This window comes from Pseudomonas sp. Marseille-QA0892 (assembly GCF_054950135.1).
Map to the genome: position 1 here is coordinate 1,279,528 of NZ_CM143104.1, position 17,472 is coordinate 1,296,999.

Below are 17,472 nucleotides of genomic sequence, written 5' to 3' on the forward strand. Positions count from 1 at the left end.
GCTACGCGCTGCTCTTGGAAGACAAGTGAAACACGATGCGCCATTGGCATGGCCAATGGCGCATCCTGGTCTCAGCGGGTGCTTTCCCGGGCTTTGAAGGTAGTGCGGGGCTGTCGGACAGTGCTTTTCCTCGCAGGCTTGGCCCCGAAAAGCATCAAGTCCGCGAGCGGGACACGCGCGGCAGCGAGCTTCACTGCGACCGGCAGTGCGAGGCCAACGAACAGGCAACCGAAGAAGATTACCGAATCGTTTTGGATGCCTAGCTTACCGAGGGCGATCCGGGTGCCGGCGGTACCGAAGACGTGCAGAAGATAGATTTCAAACGAATACCGGCCGAGCCAGGCTAGGGGGGCGAAGTAGAACCTGCGGACGATGAGGAGATAGATGGCTGCCAGCCCAAGCGCGGTGCCGACCAGCGCGATTTCGCCCTCGGACAAGTCGGCATGATCCCACAGGTAGGACTGGTTCATCGCAACGGTGACTATCAATACCGCAAGCATGACGAGCTGTATCGGCATTTGGGTGAGGTGGTCTCCGAATCGGTAGACGCTCAGTCCCAACAGGAAGAACGGCAGCAGGTGTATACCACTCTTGAAGCTGAAGAGGTCCGGGAAAGCTTCGTAGTTGAGCGAGGCGAGGGTTGCTAGCGCGATCCCGATGAGCGCTTTCGGTACCGTATTGAGGCACTCGAATTTATCGAGCAGGGAGATCATCAGGAAGATGCAAAAGATCGCCTGCAGGAACCAAAAGTGCGAATAGCCGTAAATGTAGATGTTGTACATCTCCGCCCATTCGGACTTCGTGTTTGCGCCGGGTGCAATCATCTGTGAGATGAAGAATAGTGTCGAAACCACGACCATGGGTAGCACGATCCGGCGTAGCTTCCCTTGCTGGAACCGCCAGAGCGCACTTTGCGGGCCGAGTGGGCGGAGCGCGTAGACGTAGCCCGAAATGGCAGTGAAAAGCGGCATCCGCACATAGACGAGTGAGTCGTAAAGGTAACGTAGAAAAGAGTCGTCGCTTACCTGCATACCCGCCGCGGCGGTATCACCAATGACATGCCCAGCGACCATCAGGAGGAGGGCAAGCCCTCTGATCGTTTCGATCCTGAGGTCTTTTTCAGGTGTATTTCTTTCCATGCGTCGTCTCCACACGCCGAAGCGCCGAAGCCAGCCACTAATGTCCAGGAAATCGTGATCTGGAGGCCGGCATGCCTTTGCGGCGCAACAGAAACAGGACGATAGAGAATTTGGCTTGGTTTATGTGTGCGGCGCCAGCAGGCGTTGCGGGCCGCGCGAAGTTGAGTCCGGACGGGACCGGTGATAATGCAGGCGTTCCGCTCGACTGAGCAGAAGCCAAATGCAGCGGATGTTTCCTTACGTTGTCCAGCTTTCACGCAACAATTTGTATCTGGTGTTGAGAATAACGAATGTTCGAGCGGCATTGCTGTCGTTGGTTCCCGCTGTTCGGCAGATCGCTTGAAGTGAGCGCGTCCGGGCGATGGGCGGGCCCGTTATAATTTCAACGTCGAGTGTTTCATTTCTGCGAGAGGGTTAACGAATGTCCGAAAGAGCCGTTGTTTTACTGTCTGGTGGCTTGGATTCTGCGACGGTTTTGGCGATGGTCAAGGCGCAGGGTTACGCGCTTTACACGATGAGTTTCGACTACGGTCAGCGACATCGGGCCGAGTTGCAGGCCGCCGAGCGGGTCGCTCACCAATTGGGCGTGATTGAACACAAGGTCATCGGGCTGGACTTGAAAGGTATCGGTGGATCCGCGCTGACAGATTCCAATATCGATGTGCCGGAAGCAGGCGGAAGCGGGATCCCGGTTACCTACGTGCCTGCACGCAATACTGTATTTCTGTCGCTGGCGTTGGGCTGGGCGGAAGTGCTCGGTGCGCATGATCTCTTTATCGGGGTGAATGCGATTGACTACTCCGGCTATCCCGATTGCCGCCCCGAGTTCATCGACGCCTTCGAAAAGCTGGCCAATCTTGCAACCAAAGCGGGCGTGGAAGGAAATGTGATGCGCATCAACTCGCCTTTGCAGTACATGAGCAAAGCGGACATCGTACGCAAGGGGACCGAGTTAGGTGTGGACTACGCGCTGACTGTGTCGTGTTACCGAGCCGACAATGACGGGCGTGCATGCGGACACTGTGACAGTTGCACGCTTCGTGCGGAAGGCTTCGCAGCGGCAGGCCTCCCGGACCCTACGCGGTATCTCTGATTTTTTTAGAGTGAAGTGTTGATTTCTCCTGAATAATCAGTATCATGCGCTCCGCGTTGGGTCGTTAGCTCAGTCGGTAGAGCAGTTGGCTTTTAACCAATTGGTCGTAGGTTCGAATCCTACACGACCCACCATATTCAGAGCCCGGTTCGCGAAAGCGACTCGGGCTTTTTCATATCCATGGTTTGCGCATGTGGCGGGCGCCATGCCAGGCAGTGGCGCGCTGATATACTCCGCGCCGCAGTGCGCATCGAGCAAGCGAACATGACGCCAATATCTGAACGTTTACTGGTACAAGCCCATCTGGCGGCCAAAGCGCCTCGTGAGCTTTCCACGGCGGAGCAGGTCCAGTTCAAGCGGGATATCGCGGCGGAGCTGAAGCGGCAGAATGCCGTGCTCGTCACGCATTACTATTGCGATCCGGTTCTACAGGCATTGGCCGAGGAAACGGGCGGGTGTGTTGCGGATTCGCTGGAAATGGCCCGTTTCGGTAGCCGTCACGACGCGCAGACAATCGTGGTCGCTGGCGTTCGCTTCATGGGCGAGACGGCGAAGATCCTGAGCCCGGAAAAACGGATCCTGATGCCCACTCTGGAGGCTACCTGCTCGTTGGACCTGGGCTGTCCCCTGGATGAGTTCTCTGCGTTCTGCGATCAGCACCCTGATCGTACCGTTGTCGTCTATGCCAATACCTCTGCAGCTGTCAAAGCGCGGGCCGACTGGGTCGTGACGTCCGGCTGTGCCCTTGAGATCGTCGAGAGTCTGATGGATAACGGCGAAAAGCTCATCTGGGCCCCAGACCAGCACCTGGGACGGTACATTCAGCGCGAAACCGGAGCGGACATGTTGCTGTGGGAGGGTGCGTGTATCGTCCACGAAGAGTTCAAGGCAAAGCAGCTGCAAGACATGAAGGCGCTGTACCCAGAAGCAGCTGTTCTGGTGCATCCCGAATCACCTGAGGCGGTGATTGCGCTGGCGGATGCGGTCGGCTCGACCAGCCAGTTGATCAAGGCCGCTGAGAAAATGCCCAACCGCACATTCATCGTGGCGACCGACCGCGGTATTTTCTACAAGATGCAGCAGCGCTGCCCGGGCAAGCTGTTCATCGAGGCGCCCACCGCTGGCAACGGCGCGACGTGCCGCAGCTGCGCGCACTGCCCTTGGATGGCCATGAATACACTTGAGCGCTTGTTGGTAGGGCTTCGTGAAGGGCGCGAAGAGGTGCACGTCGACCCCGCGCTGGTCCCCCGTGCCGTCAAGCCCCTGCGTCGGATGCTTGATTTCACGGCTGCGGCCCAGGCGCCCGTAACCGGCAACGCCTGAGTCGTTTCGTTCGGCTTATCCCAGCAAGTCTTTCACCATACGCTGTTCTTCCTTGAGTGCCTCGTAGCGCGCATCTATTTTCGCGGCGAGTGGGAAGTTATTCGCCGCGCGACGACGTGCAAAGTCCAGCTGCTGCAAGGCCTGCTCGTAGTCGCCAACCAAGGCAAAGTACTCAGCTCGCGCTTCGTGTACGCCGATGATATTGCCTGCCAGCCCTCGCACTTCTGCGACCTGATACCAAACATCCGGGTCCTTCGGTCGGTCCCTGCGAAGGTCGTCCAACAATGCCTCCGCTTGCTGAGGTTTGTTGCGTTTGAGCAGCAGATCGATTCGCGCCTGCTTTGCGGGATAGCTGCCAGGATAGAGCGAGGCGAGTCTATCTACCCGGGTCTGTGCCGCATCCAGACGATTCCGTGCTTCATCCGCCTCGATCTGAGCTAGGTTATAAGCCAGGTTATCGGGTGCGTTCTTGAGGAGCGGCGCAAGCAACTCAGTCGCCTCGTCCGGCTTTCCTGTTTTCGTCTGGGAGATCGCCAAGCCATAGCGAAGGGCATCATCATCCGGTTTTTCATTGAGCATGGCGCGAAACTGTTGAGAGGCGCTGCCCGGCGTCTGCTCGAATATCATGCGCGCGCGGGACCGCATCAGTTGGTACTCAAGTGAGTCGTCACGGCCGTCGCCTTGGGAATGCTCGGCCCTGTTACTTGTATCCGCAATCCGCGACTCGGTGATGGGGTGGGTCAGCAGGAACTCTGGCGGTCGGCTGTCATAGCGATATTGCCGTGCCAGGCGCGAAAACATTCTGGGCATTGCCTTGGGGTCGTAACCGGCACGCTCGAGGTTAATGAGGCCGATCCGGTCCGCTTCCTGTTCGTTCTGGCGAGAAAAGCGCCGCTGTTCCTGGATGGCAGCTGCCTGGCTCGATGCAATCGCTGCAATTCCCGCATCGCCTGCCCCGGCGGCGGCAGCGACGATGCCGGCCAGCATCGCTGCCATGATCGGTAGTTGCATGCGCTGCTGCGCAGCCATCCCGCGGGCAAAGTGGCGTTGCGAAAGGTGCGCAAGCTCGTGTGCCATCACCGATGCATATTCCGCCTCCGTCTCTGCGTAGAGAAAGATGCCGCCGTTGACGCCGACGATGCCGCCCGGGGCAGCAAACGCGTTCAGTTGATCGCTGCGCAGCAAAACGAACTCAAACCGGCGATCCTGGACCTGGCTGCTCTCAGCGAGCCGATACACGCTGCGTTCGACAAAATCCTTCATCAGCGGGTCGGAAAGCTGCGGAACCTGGCCGCGCAAAAGGCTCAGCCACGCACGCCCCAGCTGATATTCCTGGGTCGGCGAAACGGTGGCAGAGCTCGAATCGCCTAGAGACGGCAGATCATTCGCGGCCAGTGGAAGTGGCGTCAGAACGCAAGCAAGGGCGAGCAGTGTAGGGCGCAGATACATCGTGCACGGGCTCGTTGTGGGTGTACCGCTACTGTAGCAGCGTGCAGAGATATGCCGCCAACTTGTTCATGTCGCGGTTCGTGCGCTAGTGGGGGCTTGGCAGGTTCGTTATCCTGTCTCCTTTGTCCGGGAGAGCCGAATGACAGTGCCATGCGATATTCACATCGATGAAGAGCTCGATGCCAGCGGACTGAATTGCCCCTTACCGCTGCTCAAGGCAAAAGTAGCCCTCAATGGCCTGATCTCGGGACAAGTATTGAAGGTTACCGCTACCGATGCGGGATCCCAGCGCGATTTCAGGTCCTTTGCTCGGCTGTCGGGCCATGCCCTGGTGCACGAGGAGGTGGACGCAGGGCAGTTTCGTTACTGGCTGAAGAAAGCCTGAGGGCTATTTCGCGGCTAGCGCCTGGGCTGCTTCGAGCACGGCGTCGACGTGACCCGGTACCTTGACCCCACGCCATTCCTGGCGAACGATACCTTCGCGGTCGATAAGAAACGTGCTGCGATCGACCCCCAGGTACTCCTTGCCATATAGCTTCTTCTGCTTGATGACATCGAACAGCTTGCAAAGCTGCTCGTCCTTATCGCTGATCAGCTCGAATGGAAAGCCCTGCTTGGCCTTGAAATTCTCGTGCGTCCGCAAGCTGTCGCGAGAGATGCCGAATATGACCGTATCCGCCGCCTGGAACGCCTCGAACTGATCGCGGAAGCCTTGGCCCTGCGTAGTGCAGCCAGGGGTGTTGTCCTTCGGGTAGAAGTAGAGGACGGCCTGTTTGCCTTTCAAAGATTCGGGCGCGATCTTCACGCCGCTGGTGGCTTCAGCGGTGAACGCAGGCAAAGGCTGGCCGAGCGATACGGTCATGTGTGAATGTCCTCAAGGATTCTGTGGGCGCCAGGGTTCGATCAGTGCGTCCAGATTCAGCGCATCGGCAAAATCCAAGAACTGATCTCGCAGCCAGCTGATCTGGGTGCCAGCGGGCAGTATTACGGTGATTGTGGCGGTCAGCATGGTGCTGCCGGTGTGCGGGGCCTGATAGGTGTCGCAGGTGATGTTTTCGAGGTCGATCTTGTGATCGATGAAGAACTGGCAAAGCTCGTTAAGGATGTCCGGCCGATAGACCGCGTTCACGTACGCCACATAGGGCAGCGATTGCGGACGGGGCTCGAGCGGTGCGCTGCGGATGACGCTAATGGTGAAGTCGTTGCGTTTCGCGATTTGCGGCAGGCTCTGCTCTAGACGAGCCAGTGCATCCCAGCTTCCGGATACCTGAATGATGAAAGCGCTGTATTCACCATGTCGCGTCAGGCGGCTGCTGGTCACGGCGCAACGACTTTCATTGGCGGCACGGCAGAGCGTATTGGTGAGCTCCATCGGGCTGGCGCCTAGCGCGCTGATCAACAGAAATTGTTCACGAACGGGAGGGAGGGACATACAGCTTTCCTAGGGGATAGTGCGAGCGGAGAACTCGCTTTGCAAAGCCGGAAGGGTAGCGAAAACCGTTGGCTGTGGGAATGCTTGAACCCATTGGTTGGCTTGTGAAAGGCCGATGGCACCATTACCATTACGGCTCATTTTTCCGGCAGGAGCGATTGCATGATTTCAGGCAGCATGGTGGCGCTGGCCACCCCCATGGACGCACAAGGTCGTCTGGACTGGGATAGCCTGAGCAAGCTCGTCGACTTCCATCTGCAGGAAGGCACCAATGCCATCGTAGCGGTAGGGACGACAGGCGAATCGGCGACGCTCGATGTCAGCGAGCATATAGATGCCATCGGCCGGGTCGTCGAGCAGGTGAAAGGTCGCATTCCTGTTATTGCAGGAACGGGTGGCAATTCCACACGTGAGTCCGTTGAGCTGACGCGCGAGGCCAAGAATGTTGGTGCCGACGCGTGCCTCCTGGTCACCCCGTATTACAACAAGCCGACGCAGGAAGGCCTTTACCGCCATTTTCGCGAGATTGCCGAGTCGGTTGATATCGCACAGATCCTCTACAACGTACCCGGTCGCACGGCATGCGACATGCTGCCCGATACCGTGGTCCGATTGGCCGATGTAGCGAACATCATTGGTATCAAGGAGGCCACCGGTGATCTGGCACGTGCCAAGACCCTCATCGAGCGAGTGCCAAGCGACTTCCTGGTCTACTCCGGTGACGATGGCACCGCAGTAGAGCTCATGCTACTGGGCGGAAAAGGCAATATCTCCGTGACTGCCAACGTCGCGCCGCGTCTGATGAGCGAGCTCTGCGCGGCGGCCATCGCCGGTGATGCTGACACGGCACGTGCGTTGAATGAGCGACTGATGCCACTCAACAAGGCACTCTTCATCGAATCGAACCCGATTCCCGTCAAGTTTGCGCTGCATGAAATGGGGTTGATCCCTGAGGGCATTCGCCTGCCATTGACTTGGCTGAGCGACGCGTGCCAGGAGCCTGTTCGCCAGGCGATGCGTCAATCTGGCCTGCTGGCTTAATCCGAGGAACTATGCGCATGAAGCGTTTTGCCGGGCTTTCCGTGCTTGCTGTCGTCATCACCAGCACCAGTGGGTGCGGTTGGCTTTGGGGTGAACACGGGTATTTCCGTGATCGTGGAAGCGATTACCTGGAGGCGCGGCAGACCCCGCCCATGCAGGTTCCTGCCGACGTACAAGCCAAGCGTCTGGATCCTTTGCTGCCTATTCCAGCAAGCATTCCATCGACGAATGTGTCTCGCACCGACTACGAAGTCCCACGTCCGCAACCCATCGACGTGACGAGCGACATGACCGAGTTCAGCCTCCAGGAGAGCAGCGATCAACGCTGGATCCTGGCGCAGCGTGATCCTTCGCAAGTGTGGTCGGTCGTACGCCAGTTCTTCGAGGCAAACGGCTTCCGTGTCGCTGAGGAGCGTCCACGCACCGGTGAGTTCGTCACGGCGTGGCAACCCGTGGACCAACTGTCTTCGGACATGTCTCGACGATTGAGCGCACGCGGCGAGGACATGGGCGGCAAGGAAGTGCGTCTACGTGTCCGGATCGAGCCCGGTGTGGCACGCAATAGCAGTGAAATTTACATTGCCAGCGCCAGTCGTCCAGCCGGCAGCAGTACCAATGTCGACTTCCCTTCACGTTCGGGCAAGCCCGCTGTCGAGGCTGTCCTGCTGGATGATTTGCTGGCCATGTTGACTGGCGGTGGCGATCAGGGTGGCTCGGTATCGCTGGTAGCCAACAACAGCTATGGCGCACCCAGCCTTGCAAATCTCACCCAGGATGGCAGCGGCAACCCGGTCCTCAGCCTCGGGACGGATTTCGACCGCGCTTGGTCGAGCGTCGGTCGTGCATTGCAGAGTGGCGACGTTCGCGTCGATGACCTCAACCGCAGCAATGGGCTGTACTACATCAACCTTGCTGAAGGTGCACGCAATCCTGAGGAGAAGCGCGGCTTCTTCTCGCGCCTATTCGGACGCGAGCGTAGCCAGGCCGAGATCGATGCGCGAGCCGAACGTTACCAGGTTCGCCTGAGCACCGTTGGCGACAGTGTTCAGGTGACAGTAGAGCAGGGCATCGACAAGGTGGCGCCAGCAGAAGTCTCGCGTCGTATCCTGACGCTGATTCAGAATAATCTGGGTTGATGAACCAAAGTGGCCGTTCGCTTGACGGACGGCCAGATCGATACGGCAGGCGAAACCTTGGTTTCGCCTGTTTTATTTCACAGGGCGGTAAACCATGAGCACACCTTCTTCGCTTGGCCTCACGAAAATCTACTCCGGTAAGGTGCGTGATCTCTACGAGATCGATGACAAGCGCATGCTCATGGTCGCGACCGATCGTCTGTCCGCGTTCGACGTCATCCTTGAGCAGCCGATCCCAGAGAAGGGCAAGATTCTCACTGCCATTTCCAATTTTTGGTTCGATAAACTCAAGGCCATCGTACCTAACCACTTCACGGGCGACCGCGTCGAAGATGTGGTAGCAGCCGAAGCGTTGCCGCTCGTGGATGGCCGTGCGGTCGTTGCAAAACGGCTGAAGCCCATTCCCGTCGAAGCGATCGTCCGCGGTTACCTGGCAGGCTCGGGATGGAAGGAGTACAAGGCGCAGGGTACGGTCTGCGGGATAGAATTGCCGGCCGGCCTGAAGGAAGCCAGCAAGTTGCCCGCTCCTATCTTCACGCCTTCCACCAAGGCAGCGGTAGGTGACCACGACGAGAACATCTCCTTCGCGCAGTGTGAATCGGTCATCGGGGAAGCGATGGCAGCAAAGGTGCGTGATACCGCCATAGCGCTGTACACAGCGGCGGCCGAATACGCGGCAAGGCGAGGCATCATCATCGCCGATACCAAGTTCGAATTCGGGCTGGATGAAAATGGCACACTGACGCTAATGGATGAAGCGCTTACGCCGGATTCCAGCCGCTTCTGGCCAGCCGATAGCTACGCCGAAGGTGCAAACCCGCCAAGCTTTGACAAGCAGTACGTGCGGGACTGGCTGGAATCCACCGGTTGGAACAAGGAGCCGCCTGCGCCTGCGGTACCCGATGACGTCGCATTGAAGACGGCCGAGAAATACCGCGAAGCGCTGACTCGCTTGACGCAATGAGCGCAACCACCTGAGCGAAAACAAAAAAAATCGCGCAGAGGGTTCGACAAGTCGCGATAAATTGGTATCATGCGCGCCGCTTCGGGGAGATGCCGGAGTGGTCGAACGGGACGGATTCGAAATCCGTTGTGTCCTCACGGGCACCTAGGGTTCAAATCCCTATCTCCCCGCCATATAGAAAAGCCCCGGGCTCAGTGAGCTCGGGGCTTTTTCGTTTTTGATGACTATGAAAGGTTCTCTGACGCCGCTCTGGCTTGATCCTCCGAGCTAAACGCGAGGGCAGGACCGCGACCGCGGCGGGGGCATGGCTAAAATGCTACATGCCCAAGAAAGGCTTACACGTGTGATGCTCCGCACATTTCTGACGGCGACGTGGCCTGGCTGTTCCATGGAGTGTGAGGGCTCTAGAGATATCTGGCATCATTTCGCCTTTATTTGAAGTCCCAGGGAGGGAGAGCACATGTCATCAATCCAGCAGGAAATGCTGATCGAACAAAAAGTAGCCAACGCGCGTAAATCGACCGGCGTTGCCTATCTGCTATGGTTTCTTTTCGGAGGCCTCGGTGGGCACCGGTTTTATCTCGGCAAGACCGGCACTGCTATCGCCATCCTCCTCATCACCTTGGTGGGCTGCTTCACGTTCTTTCCATTGATCATTACCGGCATTTGGCTCCTCGTTGACCTTTTCCTCATTCCGGGAATTATCAAGGACCACTCGGAGCAGGTGCGCCGTGACGCCCGGCTCGAGGTCGGAGCCATGGCCGGTGCCGCGCCAACGGCAGGCGTTGTCTGATAGGGCAACATCTGAGGGCTCTACAAAAAAAATCCCCGAATCCATAGGAGTCGGGGATTTTTTTGTTTCTGATAAGCCGACTCAGCGGTTCGCTTTGGGATTCAAGTGCTGCAGTTTCGTGCCTTCCTATAACCCGCTGCCGTCGCTTCCTTCTCGCTTTCGAACATGACGCGATTCTTGGGCGCCACATCGTTGTAGCTCGGACAACCGCTTGGCAAGTGATAGATATGGCTGTTCCGATTGCCAACAATCTTGCCGGAGCCCGTCGACGCCGCTTTAGGCGCTTTGGGCTGTGTTTCCCGTTGGGCGCGATTGGGGATCGGGCTAACCACACCGTCGCCTACGGGCTTGTATCCAAGGCTCCACTTCCGTTCGCCGGTCACAAACGGGTTATGGTGCCCCATGATGGCAGCGATTCGACCGTCGCGCTGCCGCTCCCAAGCGGTGACCGGGAATTGCTTGTCCCATGCCATCAACAGCTGTTGCTGTTGCCTGGACATATTGAGTCCGTAGCGATCGAACATGTAGAACGTCACGCGCGCCACGAGGCCTTTGACTTCATCGCGGGGTTCAGCGGTGCGCGCCTTGAAGTCAACCTTGGTCCGGCACTGGCCATACTCGGACGCACCCGCGACGACACCATAGTTGAAATTGCTTCGGTCGCCGTTCACCTCGCCAACGGATGGGTAAAGGTTGAAGAGGTTCGCCTCCATGACCCGGAACACTGGATCGTCTGCGATACAGTTCTTCCGGCCTCCTTTCTGCCAGCATTGCCGCTGCTGGCCAAAGGTCTGAGCGGGCACGATGTGCTCCCACTCGATCCGCTCGGCGCGGTTCTGCTGTTTGCGCGTCTGGTAGCCGCATGACCCGAAATCGATACGGCCGCCCGACTTGCCGGCCCAGCGCCAGTTGCAACCGCAATACAGCTCGCCAGAGCGACCCGATGCCTGATCGAAGTAGACTTTTTCTTTGGCGATGACCTTGGCTTGAGGAAAGGTGGAGGGCGGGTCGGCGAACGCGACGGACAGGGACAGAAGCAGGGTGACAGCAACAACGAGACGTTTCATCAATAGGTATGCATGACAGCTAGGAAAAGGGAGGCGGCAGGGTCCGCCGACGACGTGACGAGCCCGGCCTCAGACTATCAGAGGTGTGATTTGCTCCCGAAGAATTGTGCGAAATTTCACAGTAGGCGGACGGCGGCAGCGGCCTGTGCGCGCAGAGCGGTCATTAAGAACGGGAACACCGAGTCAGTCCCGCAAGCCCGTGATTCACGGTTTTGTCCTATAGAAGCCATCGGCGTTATGGACAGGCCGCGCAGTGCAGCGCTCAGAACAAATGCAGGACGACTCGTTAAGGTAAGGATCTACGCTCGCAGCGCGGCCGTTCCGTACCGTTTGTACCTGCCGGGCGCGGAGTTATATGCTCGCCGGCAGGAGGCGCAAGGTTTGAAAGGGGATCTCCAGCCCCTAGGCATTCGTCTCAATGCCTGTGGTTCTCAGCCTGGTGACTGGGTTGTGACAGCAACCCCCGTTGATCGGGCACGTATCGTTTCGTTGCGCTAGCTCGTGGGCATCAGCCAAGTGGTGAGCCCGCATTACCTTTATCGGCGGGTCGCACTGACAGGCGGAATTCTCCCGGCCCACGGCTGCGCGCGCTCGAGTTGTGCCGCCAGCGACAACAACGTGCCTTCGCCGGCGAAGCGAGCCGCAAAATGAGATCCGATCGGGAGCCCGTCCTCGGTCCAATAAAGCGGCACCGACATCGCAGGCTGGCCGCTGGCATTGAAAAGCGCTGTGAACGGCGAATAACTGTGGAAATGCTGAATCATCGTGGCGAGATCCAGGCTATCGTCGAATGCGTCGAGCGTACCGATAACCGGCGGCTCTCGGGTTAGCGTGGGTGTCAGGATGAGGTCAAAGTCCATCATGAAGTGAGCCAGGCGTCGCCCCAGCCCATGAATACCCGCAACCGCATCGGCATACCGCGCACCGCTCGTATCGCCTTTCTCACGGAGGATGATGCGGGTGCGGGGTTCGAGCTCGTCGAGCTGCACCGGTTTGCCGCGCATCTGCCCGAGCAGGTCAACGTAACTGCGAGTGCTGGCGCCAATGATGTCGAATATCTGATCGAGCAGGGGCAGCGGATCCACCGGTAGCTCGGCCGGAACGACGTGGTGGCCCAGCGATTGGCACAGCTTTGCGGTATGCCGGACGGCAGCTAGCGCCTCCGGGCTGGTCGGCCAGGGCGCCAGTTGCTCAACCAATGCGATACGCAGGGGCCGGTGTGGCCTATACAGACTATCCACGAAGGGTTCGTCCTGCCACGGCGCAGCGTAGGGGGCGCCAAGATCGGCACCGGCGGTGATATCCAGAAGCGCCGCGCTGTCGCGCACCGAGACGGTGATGGCGTGGGGTGTTCCCATGCCCGCCCATCCTTCGCCCACGAGCGGACCGCTGGGCATCCGGCCACGGCTGGGTTTGAGTCCGAATACACCACAGCAGGACGCCGGCACGCGTAATGAACCACCGCCATCGTTGCCATGGGCGAACGGCACCACGCGTGCCGCGACCAGTGCCGCGGCTCCACCGCTCGAGCCCCCCGCGCTGCGCTCGGTATTCCAGGGGTTACGCGTTGCGCCGAATCGAGTCGACTCGGTGGTGTAGGACGTCCCGAATTCCGGTGAGGTCGTCGTGCCGATGAATTGGCAACCGGCGCCGCGCAGGCGTTCGACAACGGCATCATCGAGCCCCGGATGCGTGTCGCCCAGCGCGATGGAACCATTGGTCATCCGGGCTTCAGCCAGCGGTGAAAAGAGGTCCTTTACCAGCGTCGGTACGCCTGAGAAGGGACCCGCTACTGGCCGCGCAAGACGGGCACTGTCGTACAGCTTCTCGGCAACGGCGTTGAGGTCCGGTTCGACCCGTTCGAGTCGGGCAATACTGGCTTCGAGCAGTTCCTGTCGGCTGATCTCACGTCGTTCGATCAATCCGGCCAGGCCGGTGGCGTCGTGTTGATCCATCAGTGATTCGATGTTGTGCATGGTGAACCTCGGATTGCAGGCGAGCGGGCTCAATGCCGAGCCCAAAAGGGAAGGGGACGTCAGGCGTGCGGCACGGTTTCTGCGCGCCGCGGTAGCAGCACGGCGCCGAGTAGCCAGGCGCAGGCGGCGACGAGGCTTGCCGTCGCAAGCCAGCCAATGGCACCGCGCAGGTCGTAGCCGAACGCGGATAGCAGAGCGACTATCAGGGGGCTGACAAATTGGCCGATGTAAAGAAAGCCAGTGAATGCGCCAAGCCCTCGGCCGCGGGTATTGGGGGTCAACGCGTTCATCACGGGCGCCATGGCATTGGGTACCAACAAGCCGGCGCCCAGGCCATGGACACACACGGCAGCGAGTACCTGGCGATAGTCTTCCGCGTTGATGAGTAGCCAGAGGCCAACTGCCATGAGCGTCAATAACAGTGCGTTGCAACCGGCAATGCCGATGGCACGGCGCAGGAAGCCCCAGGAGAGCGAGCCCCCGAGCGTTGCCAGTAGGCCAACGCCGACACAGGCGCCAATCAGTGTGCTGGAAGTGACGCCCAGGCCGGCCAGTAACAGCGGTGCCTGGACCGGGACCACGAAGCTCACGATCATGCCGCCTAAGATCAACAGGTAACCGAGCACAAGCGTAGGTACGCTGACATGGCTTCGATCGTTGACGGTATGAACGACAGCACGACGTTGTGGCTCCCACAGGACCTTGAGCATGGCCGGCACGAGCAACAGGGGAAGCAGGTAGAGGTAGAACGGCAGGCGCCACGAATGCTCGCCCAGGATGCCGCCGAGTAGAAAGAAGAGCGATCCGACCAGGCCGATGGTGATCACCTGGAGGTTGACGTAGCGCATCCGCTCCTCGCCCTGCCAATAGTCCGCAATGAGGGCTGCGCAGCAGGTCATGATGGCCGCTTCGGTACAGCCGAACAGCAAGCGAGCGCCGACGATACTGGTAAGGTCGGCCAGTTGGGTGGGCAGGGCGCCAAGTATGGCGTAGAGCAACGTGGCGATTACCAGCAGCGCCTTCCGACCGATACGGTCCGATAGCCAGCCGGCGACCGGTGCGACGATGGCGATCGCCAGCGCCGGGCCGGTTACCAGCAACGGAATGAGCACGTCCGCCCGAGGGTCGACCGGGCCGAACTCAGCGCCCAGTTTGGGCAGGATTGGAGCAACCATCACGGCGCCCATGATTGTCAGGCTGCTGGCCAGCATCAGGACCAGGCCTTCACGTTTTCCGGTGGCCCGGCGCGAAGCGCCCTCCGGGTGAGCGGTTTGTTCAGTCGACATGATGCGGTCCTCAGAAGCTGTGCGAGATACGCAGGGCTACGGTCTGGCCTTCGGTGCGGTTACGCGCGCCAAATTCCTTGTAGAGGTGGAACCAGACAGGGGGCAGTCCGGGCTTGAAAAAGCTAATGGCCGGGCCTAGCGCAAGGACTCGCGCACGGTTGCCGGTCTCCAGGTTGGGCGCATCGTCATCGCTGAGCTGACGGTAGTAGTAGCCGCCCAGGCCGAGCGTGAACGGACCTATGTGCTGGCCCACAGCGAACTCATGGCGGTACTCGACGCCGTTCTTGTAGTCGGTGGCGTGGTTGCGGGTATTGAAGTCGAGCTGAAAGCTGGACGACACCTCGAACCCTGTGTCCGTGATGTAGGTGGCGTTCAAAGCCGGCGAGATGGTCCAGTGGTTGAGGCCCGGCGAGACCAGCCGATCCTTGTCGTAGTCACCGGTTGGCGCCTGGATCTGCAACTGGGTGTTCACGGCGAGGTTGGGCGAGACGTCCCACTGCAGGATCAAGGGAATAACCTGGGCATCCGCTTGGCGTGTGACCGTTTCGGAAAAGCGAAGCGGGCCGAACGGGGTCGGGACTTTTAGACGGGCATCCATTTGAAAGAATGGCAGTACGGCGCCAAAACCATATCGCGCACCGAACAGGTGAGTATCGGTCATACGTATGTAGGCCAGGCCGACCGAGAGCACATCCAGAGAGAATGCGTTGTTGACGTTCTTGCCGCTGCCATCCTTCTGCTCATTGGCCCAGTAGTAGGCGGTACGCATGCCGATGGTGCCGAATGGTGTGGGCGGCGGGGTGTTCCCTGCGCCGAAGTCATAGACACCGAATGGCGTTGTCGGCGCGCCGTTTTCCGTCGCGTGCACCGCGCTGTGAAACAATGTCGTACATACTGCAGCAGATATGGCGAGTGATGAACGCCGAAAAAGACCCATAGCAGCAACCCCTGTTGTTTTTTGTTATGGGGCGAGCCTAGGAGTGCGTGGGTGTGCGTCGTTATCCGAAATCAGCACACTCTTCGTGCGCGGCGCAACGTGTCGGAGGGGCGCTCGCCGAAGAGCTGACGGTAATCGGTCGCGAAGCGGCTAAGGTGCCAAAAACCCCATTCCGCCGCGACCGTCTGCACAGAGTCATTTCCGTTTGGGTGAAGAAGCTGACGATGTACAGCGTTTAGGCGCAGCGCACGCAGGTAGGCGACTGGGTTGGTGCCCAGGGTCTCCTGAAAGCAATACTGCAATTTGCGTCGGCTGGCACCGATCTGGTTGCACACATCCAAGATGCTGATGGGGCGGTCGCAGTTCGCAAGTGCGTATTCACGCGCGCGGTCGACCATCCGCTTGCGTGCGCTTGGTGGAAGCGTGTGGCCTTCGTCGCTGTCGATGAGTTCCAGCAGGTGCATGATGATGGCATCGCGCAGCGCGCCGCGAATCGAGGCGTGCCCCAGAAGCGCCGGGCCTGTCGCCTGATGATCCAGCACGTCACGAAAGAGGCGAATGAGTTCCAGCTGGCTCGGGAGGCTCAGCAACTGATAGCAGCGCGGTAGGTGATTGAGATCCAGCTCCCGACCCTGACGGGTTATTGCGTCGTTGAGGACAGCCTGATCGACGGCCACGCATACGAGGTCCAGATCCGCGCCCACGCGCAGCTCCGGGAGCTGTTCGGCGCGGGCGATGAGCAGGCTCGGCTTTTCAATCGAATGGCCGATGCAATGAAAGCGTGGATCTGGGCAGTCGAGCGGCATGCTGAACGTGATCGCGCCGTCCCAGCTTTGGCCCTTTTTAGTCATCGCCTGGTTGGATCGGTCACGAATGAGCTGCATGCCGCCCAGCTCCATGTGGATGAGCTCCCCGCTGAATATGCCTGGGCTTAGCTGGTCGTATCGCAACTGCCAGCCCTTCAAGGCTTGCGCATGTTCCTCGATGTCACGTGTGCATCGGTATTGAATGGGGGAACCCTTTAGCTGTGAACGCTCTGCTACGACGGCTTGGCTGTGCATTTTCGAAACCCTTTTCGCAGAAACGGTTTGAACCAGGCTCTTCGACGCAAATATCGTTCCCCTGGCGGCTTTGTGAACGCCGATAAGCTGCTTTTTGCCGAAATCGGATAGGCCGGCTTCGTCGGTGGCATTCAGTGCCAAGCATGTCGGCAGCCAGAGGCAAGCAATGCGCAGCGGCAGATGGCTTTAGCGCGGATACATCTCACACAAAGTCGCGAGCATTGACGCATTACCCGCGCGCCGCTTTTCTGATGCACCATCAGTGTCCAAGGTAGGGTCACCTGCCCAGTCGAGTGTTACTGATTGCGGCGACAGGTCAGCAGCGAGTGAAGCGATGCCGTCGCGACGCGTGAGGTCTATCTCGATGACATCGTCTGCAGAGCCGTGATTGCTGGAAACAGGGCTTGATGTTACGGCGGCCACCCTGTCGATAAGGCTGCTCGGCAGGTTTCCAGCGCGACACACCCCAGGTCTCGATGTGATTGGCTGGCGGTTCTACTTGAGTCCCTCCGGCTGATCGGCTCGAAGCAGGGTAGGTGGTGGGTGTCGTGGCAAGGGCGCTGAAAGGGATGTTTACGCAGGCGGCACTGCTTAGGAACGCGGGACGTCGTCGGACGGTTCAGCTCAGCCATCGCTCCGTTAGCCGGGTGCTGTTCGTTCCCCTCTGTCGCTTGGGTTCCCGCAGCCCGCATACCACTGCGCCCTCGGTCTGCCGGTCATGGTGCCAACGCACGTCGCTTGGGCTTTTGCAGAGCATCTGGTGGCCTGCGGCGTA

General features: G+C 59.4%; 16 protein-coding genes and 2 tRNA genes. 9 read left to right on the forward strand and 9 right to left on the reverse strand.

Translation table 11 applies throughout. The features are described 5' to 3' along the window. Positions 1-71: 71 nt before the first annotated feature. A complete protein-coding gene (locus ACY8D3_RS05985; protein WP_462382505.1) occupies positions 72-1,139 on the reverse strand; it encodes an acyltransferase family protein in 1,068 nt (355 codons plus the stop codon). 421 nt (positions 1,140-1,560) lie between these two features. Between ACY8D3_RS05985 and queC the strand changes: the two genes are divergently transcribed. The 3 genes from queC to nadA all read left to right on the forward strand — a co-directional run bounded on the left by queC (position 1,561) and on the right by nadA (position 3,555). Further along, positions 1,561-2,232, forward strand: coding sequence for a 7-cyano-7-deazaguanine synthase QueC (gene queC / locus ACY8D3_RS05990; protein ID WP_462382506.1), 672 nt, complete (start codon positions 1,561-1,563; stop codon positions 2,230-2,232). Positions 2,233-2,290: 58 nt separating this feature from the next. Next, positions 2,291-2,366 (forward strand) — tRNA-Lys (locus ACY8D3_RS05995). A gap of 130 nt (positions 2,367-2,496) precedes the next feature. Then, entirely contained in the window at positions 2,497-3,555 is a 1,059-nt protein-coding gene (nadA, locus tag ACY8D3_RS06000; protein WP_462382507.1) for a quinolinate synthase NadA, read from the forward strand. 15 nt (positions 3,556-3,570) lie between these two features. Here nadA and ACY8D3_RS06005 read toward each other — a convergent pair whose 3' ends face one another. Then, a complete protein-coding gene (locus ACY8D3_RS06005) occupies positions 3,571-5,004 on the reverse strand; it encodes a M48 family metalloprotease (protein WP_462382508.1) in 1,434 nt (477 codons plus the stop codon). A 139-nt stretch (positions 5,005-5,143) separates the two neighbouring features. Between ACY8D3_RS06005 and ACY8D3_RS06010 the strand changes: the two genes are divergently transcribed. Continuing rightward, positions 5,144-5,389, forward strand: a complete 246-nt coding sequence (locus ACY8D3_RS06010) for a sulfurtransferase TusA family protein (RefSeq protein ID WP_462382510.1) — start codon at positions 5,144-5,146, stop codon at positions 5,387-5,389. Between the two features lie 3 nt (positions 5,390-5,392). On the opposite strand, the gene ACY8D3_RS06015 is transcribed toward ACY8D3_RS06010, so the two are convergent. After that, positions 5,393-5,866: a peroxiredoxin gene (locus ACY8D3_RS06015; protein WP_462382512.1), complete on the reverse strand. Its 474-nt coding sequence runs from the start codon at positions 5,864-5,866 to the stop codon at positions 5,393-5,395. A gap of 12 nt (positions 5,867-5,878) precedes the next feature. Further along, entirely contained in the window at positions 5,879-6,436 is a 558-nt protein-coding gene (locus ACY8D3_RS06020; protein ID WP_462382514.1) for a glycine cleavage system transcriptional repressor, read from the reverse strand. 162 nt (positions 6,437-6,598) lie between these two features. On the opposite strand from ACY8D3_RS06020, the gene dapA reads away from it, so the two are divergent. From dapA to ACY8D3_RS06045, 5 genes are all read left to right on the forward strand, one after another. Then, positions 6,599-7,477, forward strand: a complete 879-nt coding sequence (gene dapA / locus ACY8D3_RS06025) for a 4-hydroxy-tetrahydrodipicolinate synthase (protein WP_462382516.1) — start codon at positions 6,599-6,601, stop codon at positions 7,475-7,477. Positions 7,478-7,494: 17 nt separating this feature from the next. Beyond that, the gene (gene bamC / locus ACY8D3_RS06030; protein WP_462382518.1) at positions 7,495-8,613 is read left to right on the forward strand and encodes an outer membrane protein assembly factor BamC; all 1,119 of its coding nucleotides are present in this window, start codon (positions 7,495-7,497) and stop codon (positions 8,611-8,613) included. Positions 8,614-8,707: 94 nt separating this feature from the next. Next, entirely contained in the window at positions 8,708-9,577 is an 870-nt protein-coding gene (locus tag ACY8D3_RS06035) for a phosphoribosylaminoimidazolesuccinocarboxamide synthase (protein ID WP_462382520.1), read from the forward strand. Positions 9,578-9,660: 83 nt separating this feature from the next. Then, a tRNA-Ser gene (locus ACY8D3_RS06040) sits at positions 9,661-9,750 on the forward strand. A gap of 287 nt (positions 9,751-10,037) precedes the next feature. Beyond that, positions 10,038-10,370: a TM2 domain-containing protein gene (locus tag ACY8D3_RS06045; protein WP_462382522.1), complete on the forward strand. Its 333-nt coding sequence runs from the start codon at positions 10,038-10,040 to the stop codon at positions 10,368-10,370. 101 nt (positions 10,371-10,471) lie between these two features. Here ACY8D3_RS06045 and ACY8D3_RS06050 read toward each other — a convergent pair whose 3' ends face one another. From ACY8D3_RS06050 to ACY8D3_RS06070, 5 genes are all read right to left on the reverse strand, one after another. Continuing rightward, positions 10,472-11,437, reverse strand: coding sequence for an endonuclease (locus ACY8D3_RS06050; protein WP_462382524.1), 966 nt, complete (start codon positions 11,435-11,437; stop codon positions 10,472-10,474). A gap of 536 nt (positions 11,438-11,973) precedes the next feature. After that, on the reverse strand, positions 11,974-13,413 hold the full coding sequence (locus ACY8D3_RS06055; protein WP_462382526.1) for an amidase: 1,440 nt from the start codon (positions 13,411-13,413) through the stop codon (positions 11,974-11,976). Between the two features lie 59 nt (positions 13,414-13,472). Continuing rightward, positions 13,473-14,699: an MFS transporter gene (locus ACY8D3_RS06060; protein ID WP_462382527.1), complete on the reverse strand. Its 1,227-nt coding sequence runs from the start codon at positions 14,697-14,699 to the stop codon at positions 13,473-13,475. 10 nt (positions 14,700-14,709) lie between these two features. Then, a complete protein-coding gene (locus ACY8D3_RS06065) occupies positions 14,710-15,636 on the reverse strand; it encodes a SphA family protein (RefSeq protein WP_462382528.1) in 927 nt (308 codons plus the stop codon). A gap of 71 nt (positions 15,637-15,707) precedes the next feature. After that, a complete protein-coding gene (locus ACY8D3_RS06070; RefSeq protein WP_462382530.1) occupies positions 15,708-16,697 on the reverse strand; it encodes a helix-turn-helix domain-containing protein in 990 nt (329 codons plus the stop codon). Positions 16,698-17,472 lie beyond the last annotated feature (775 nt).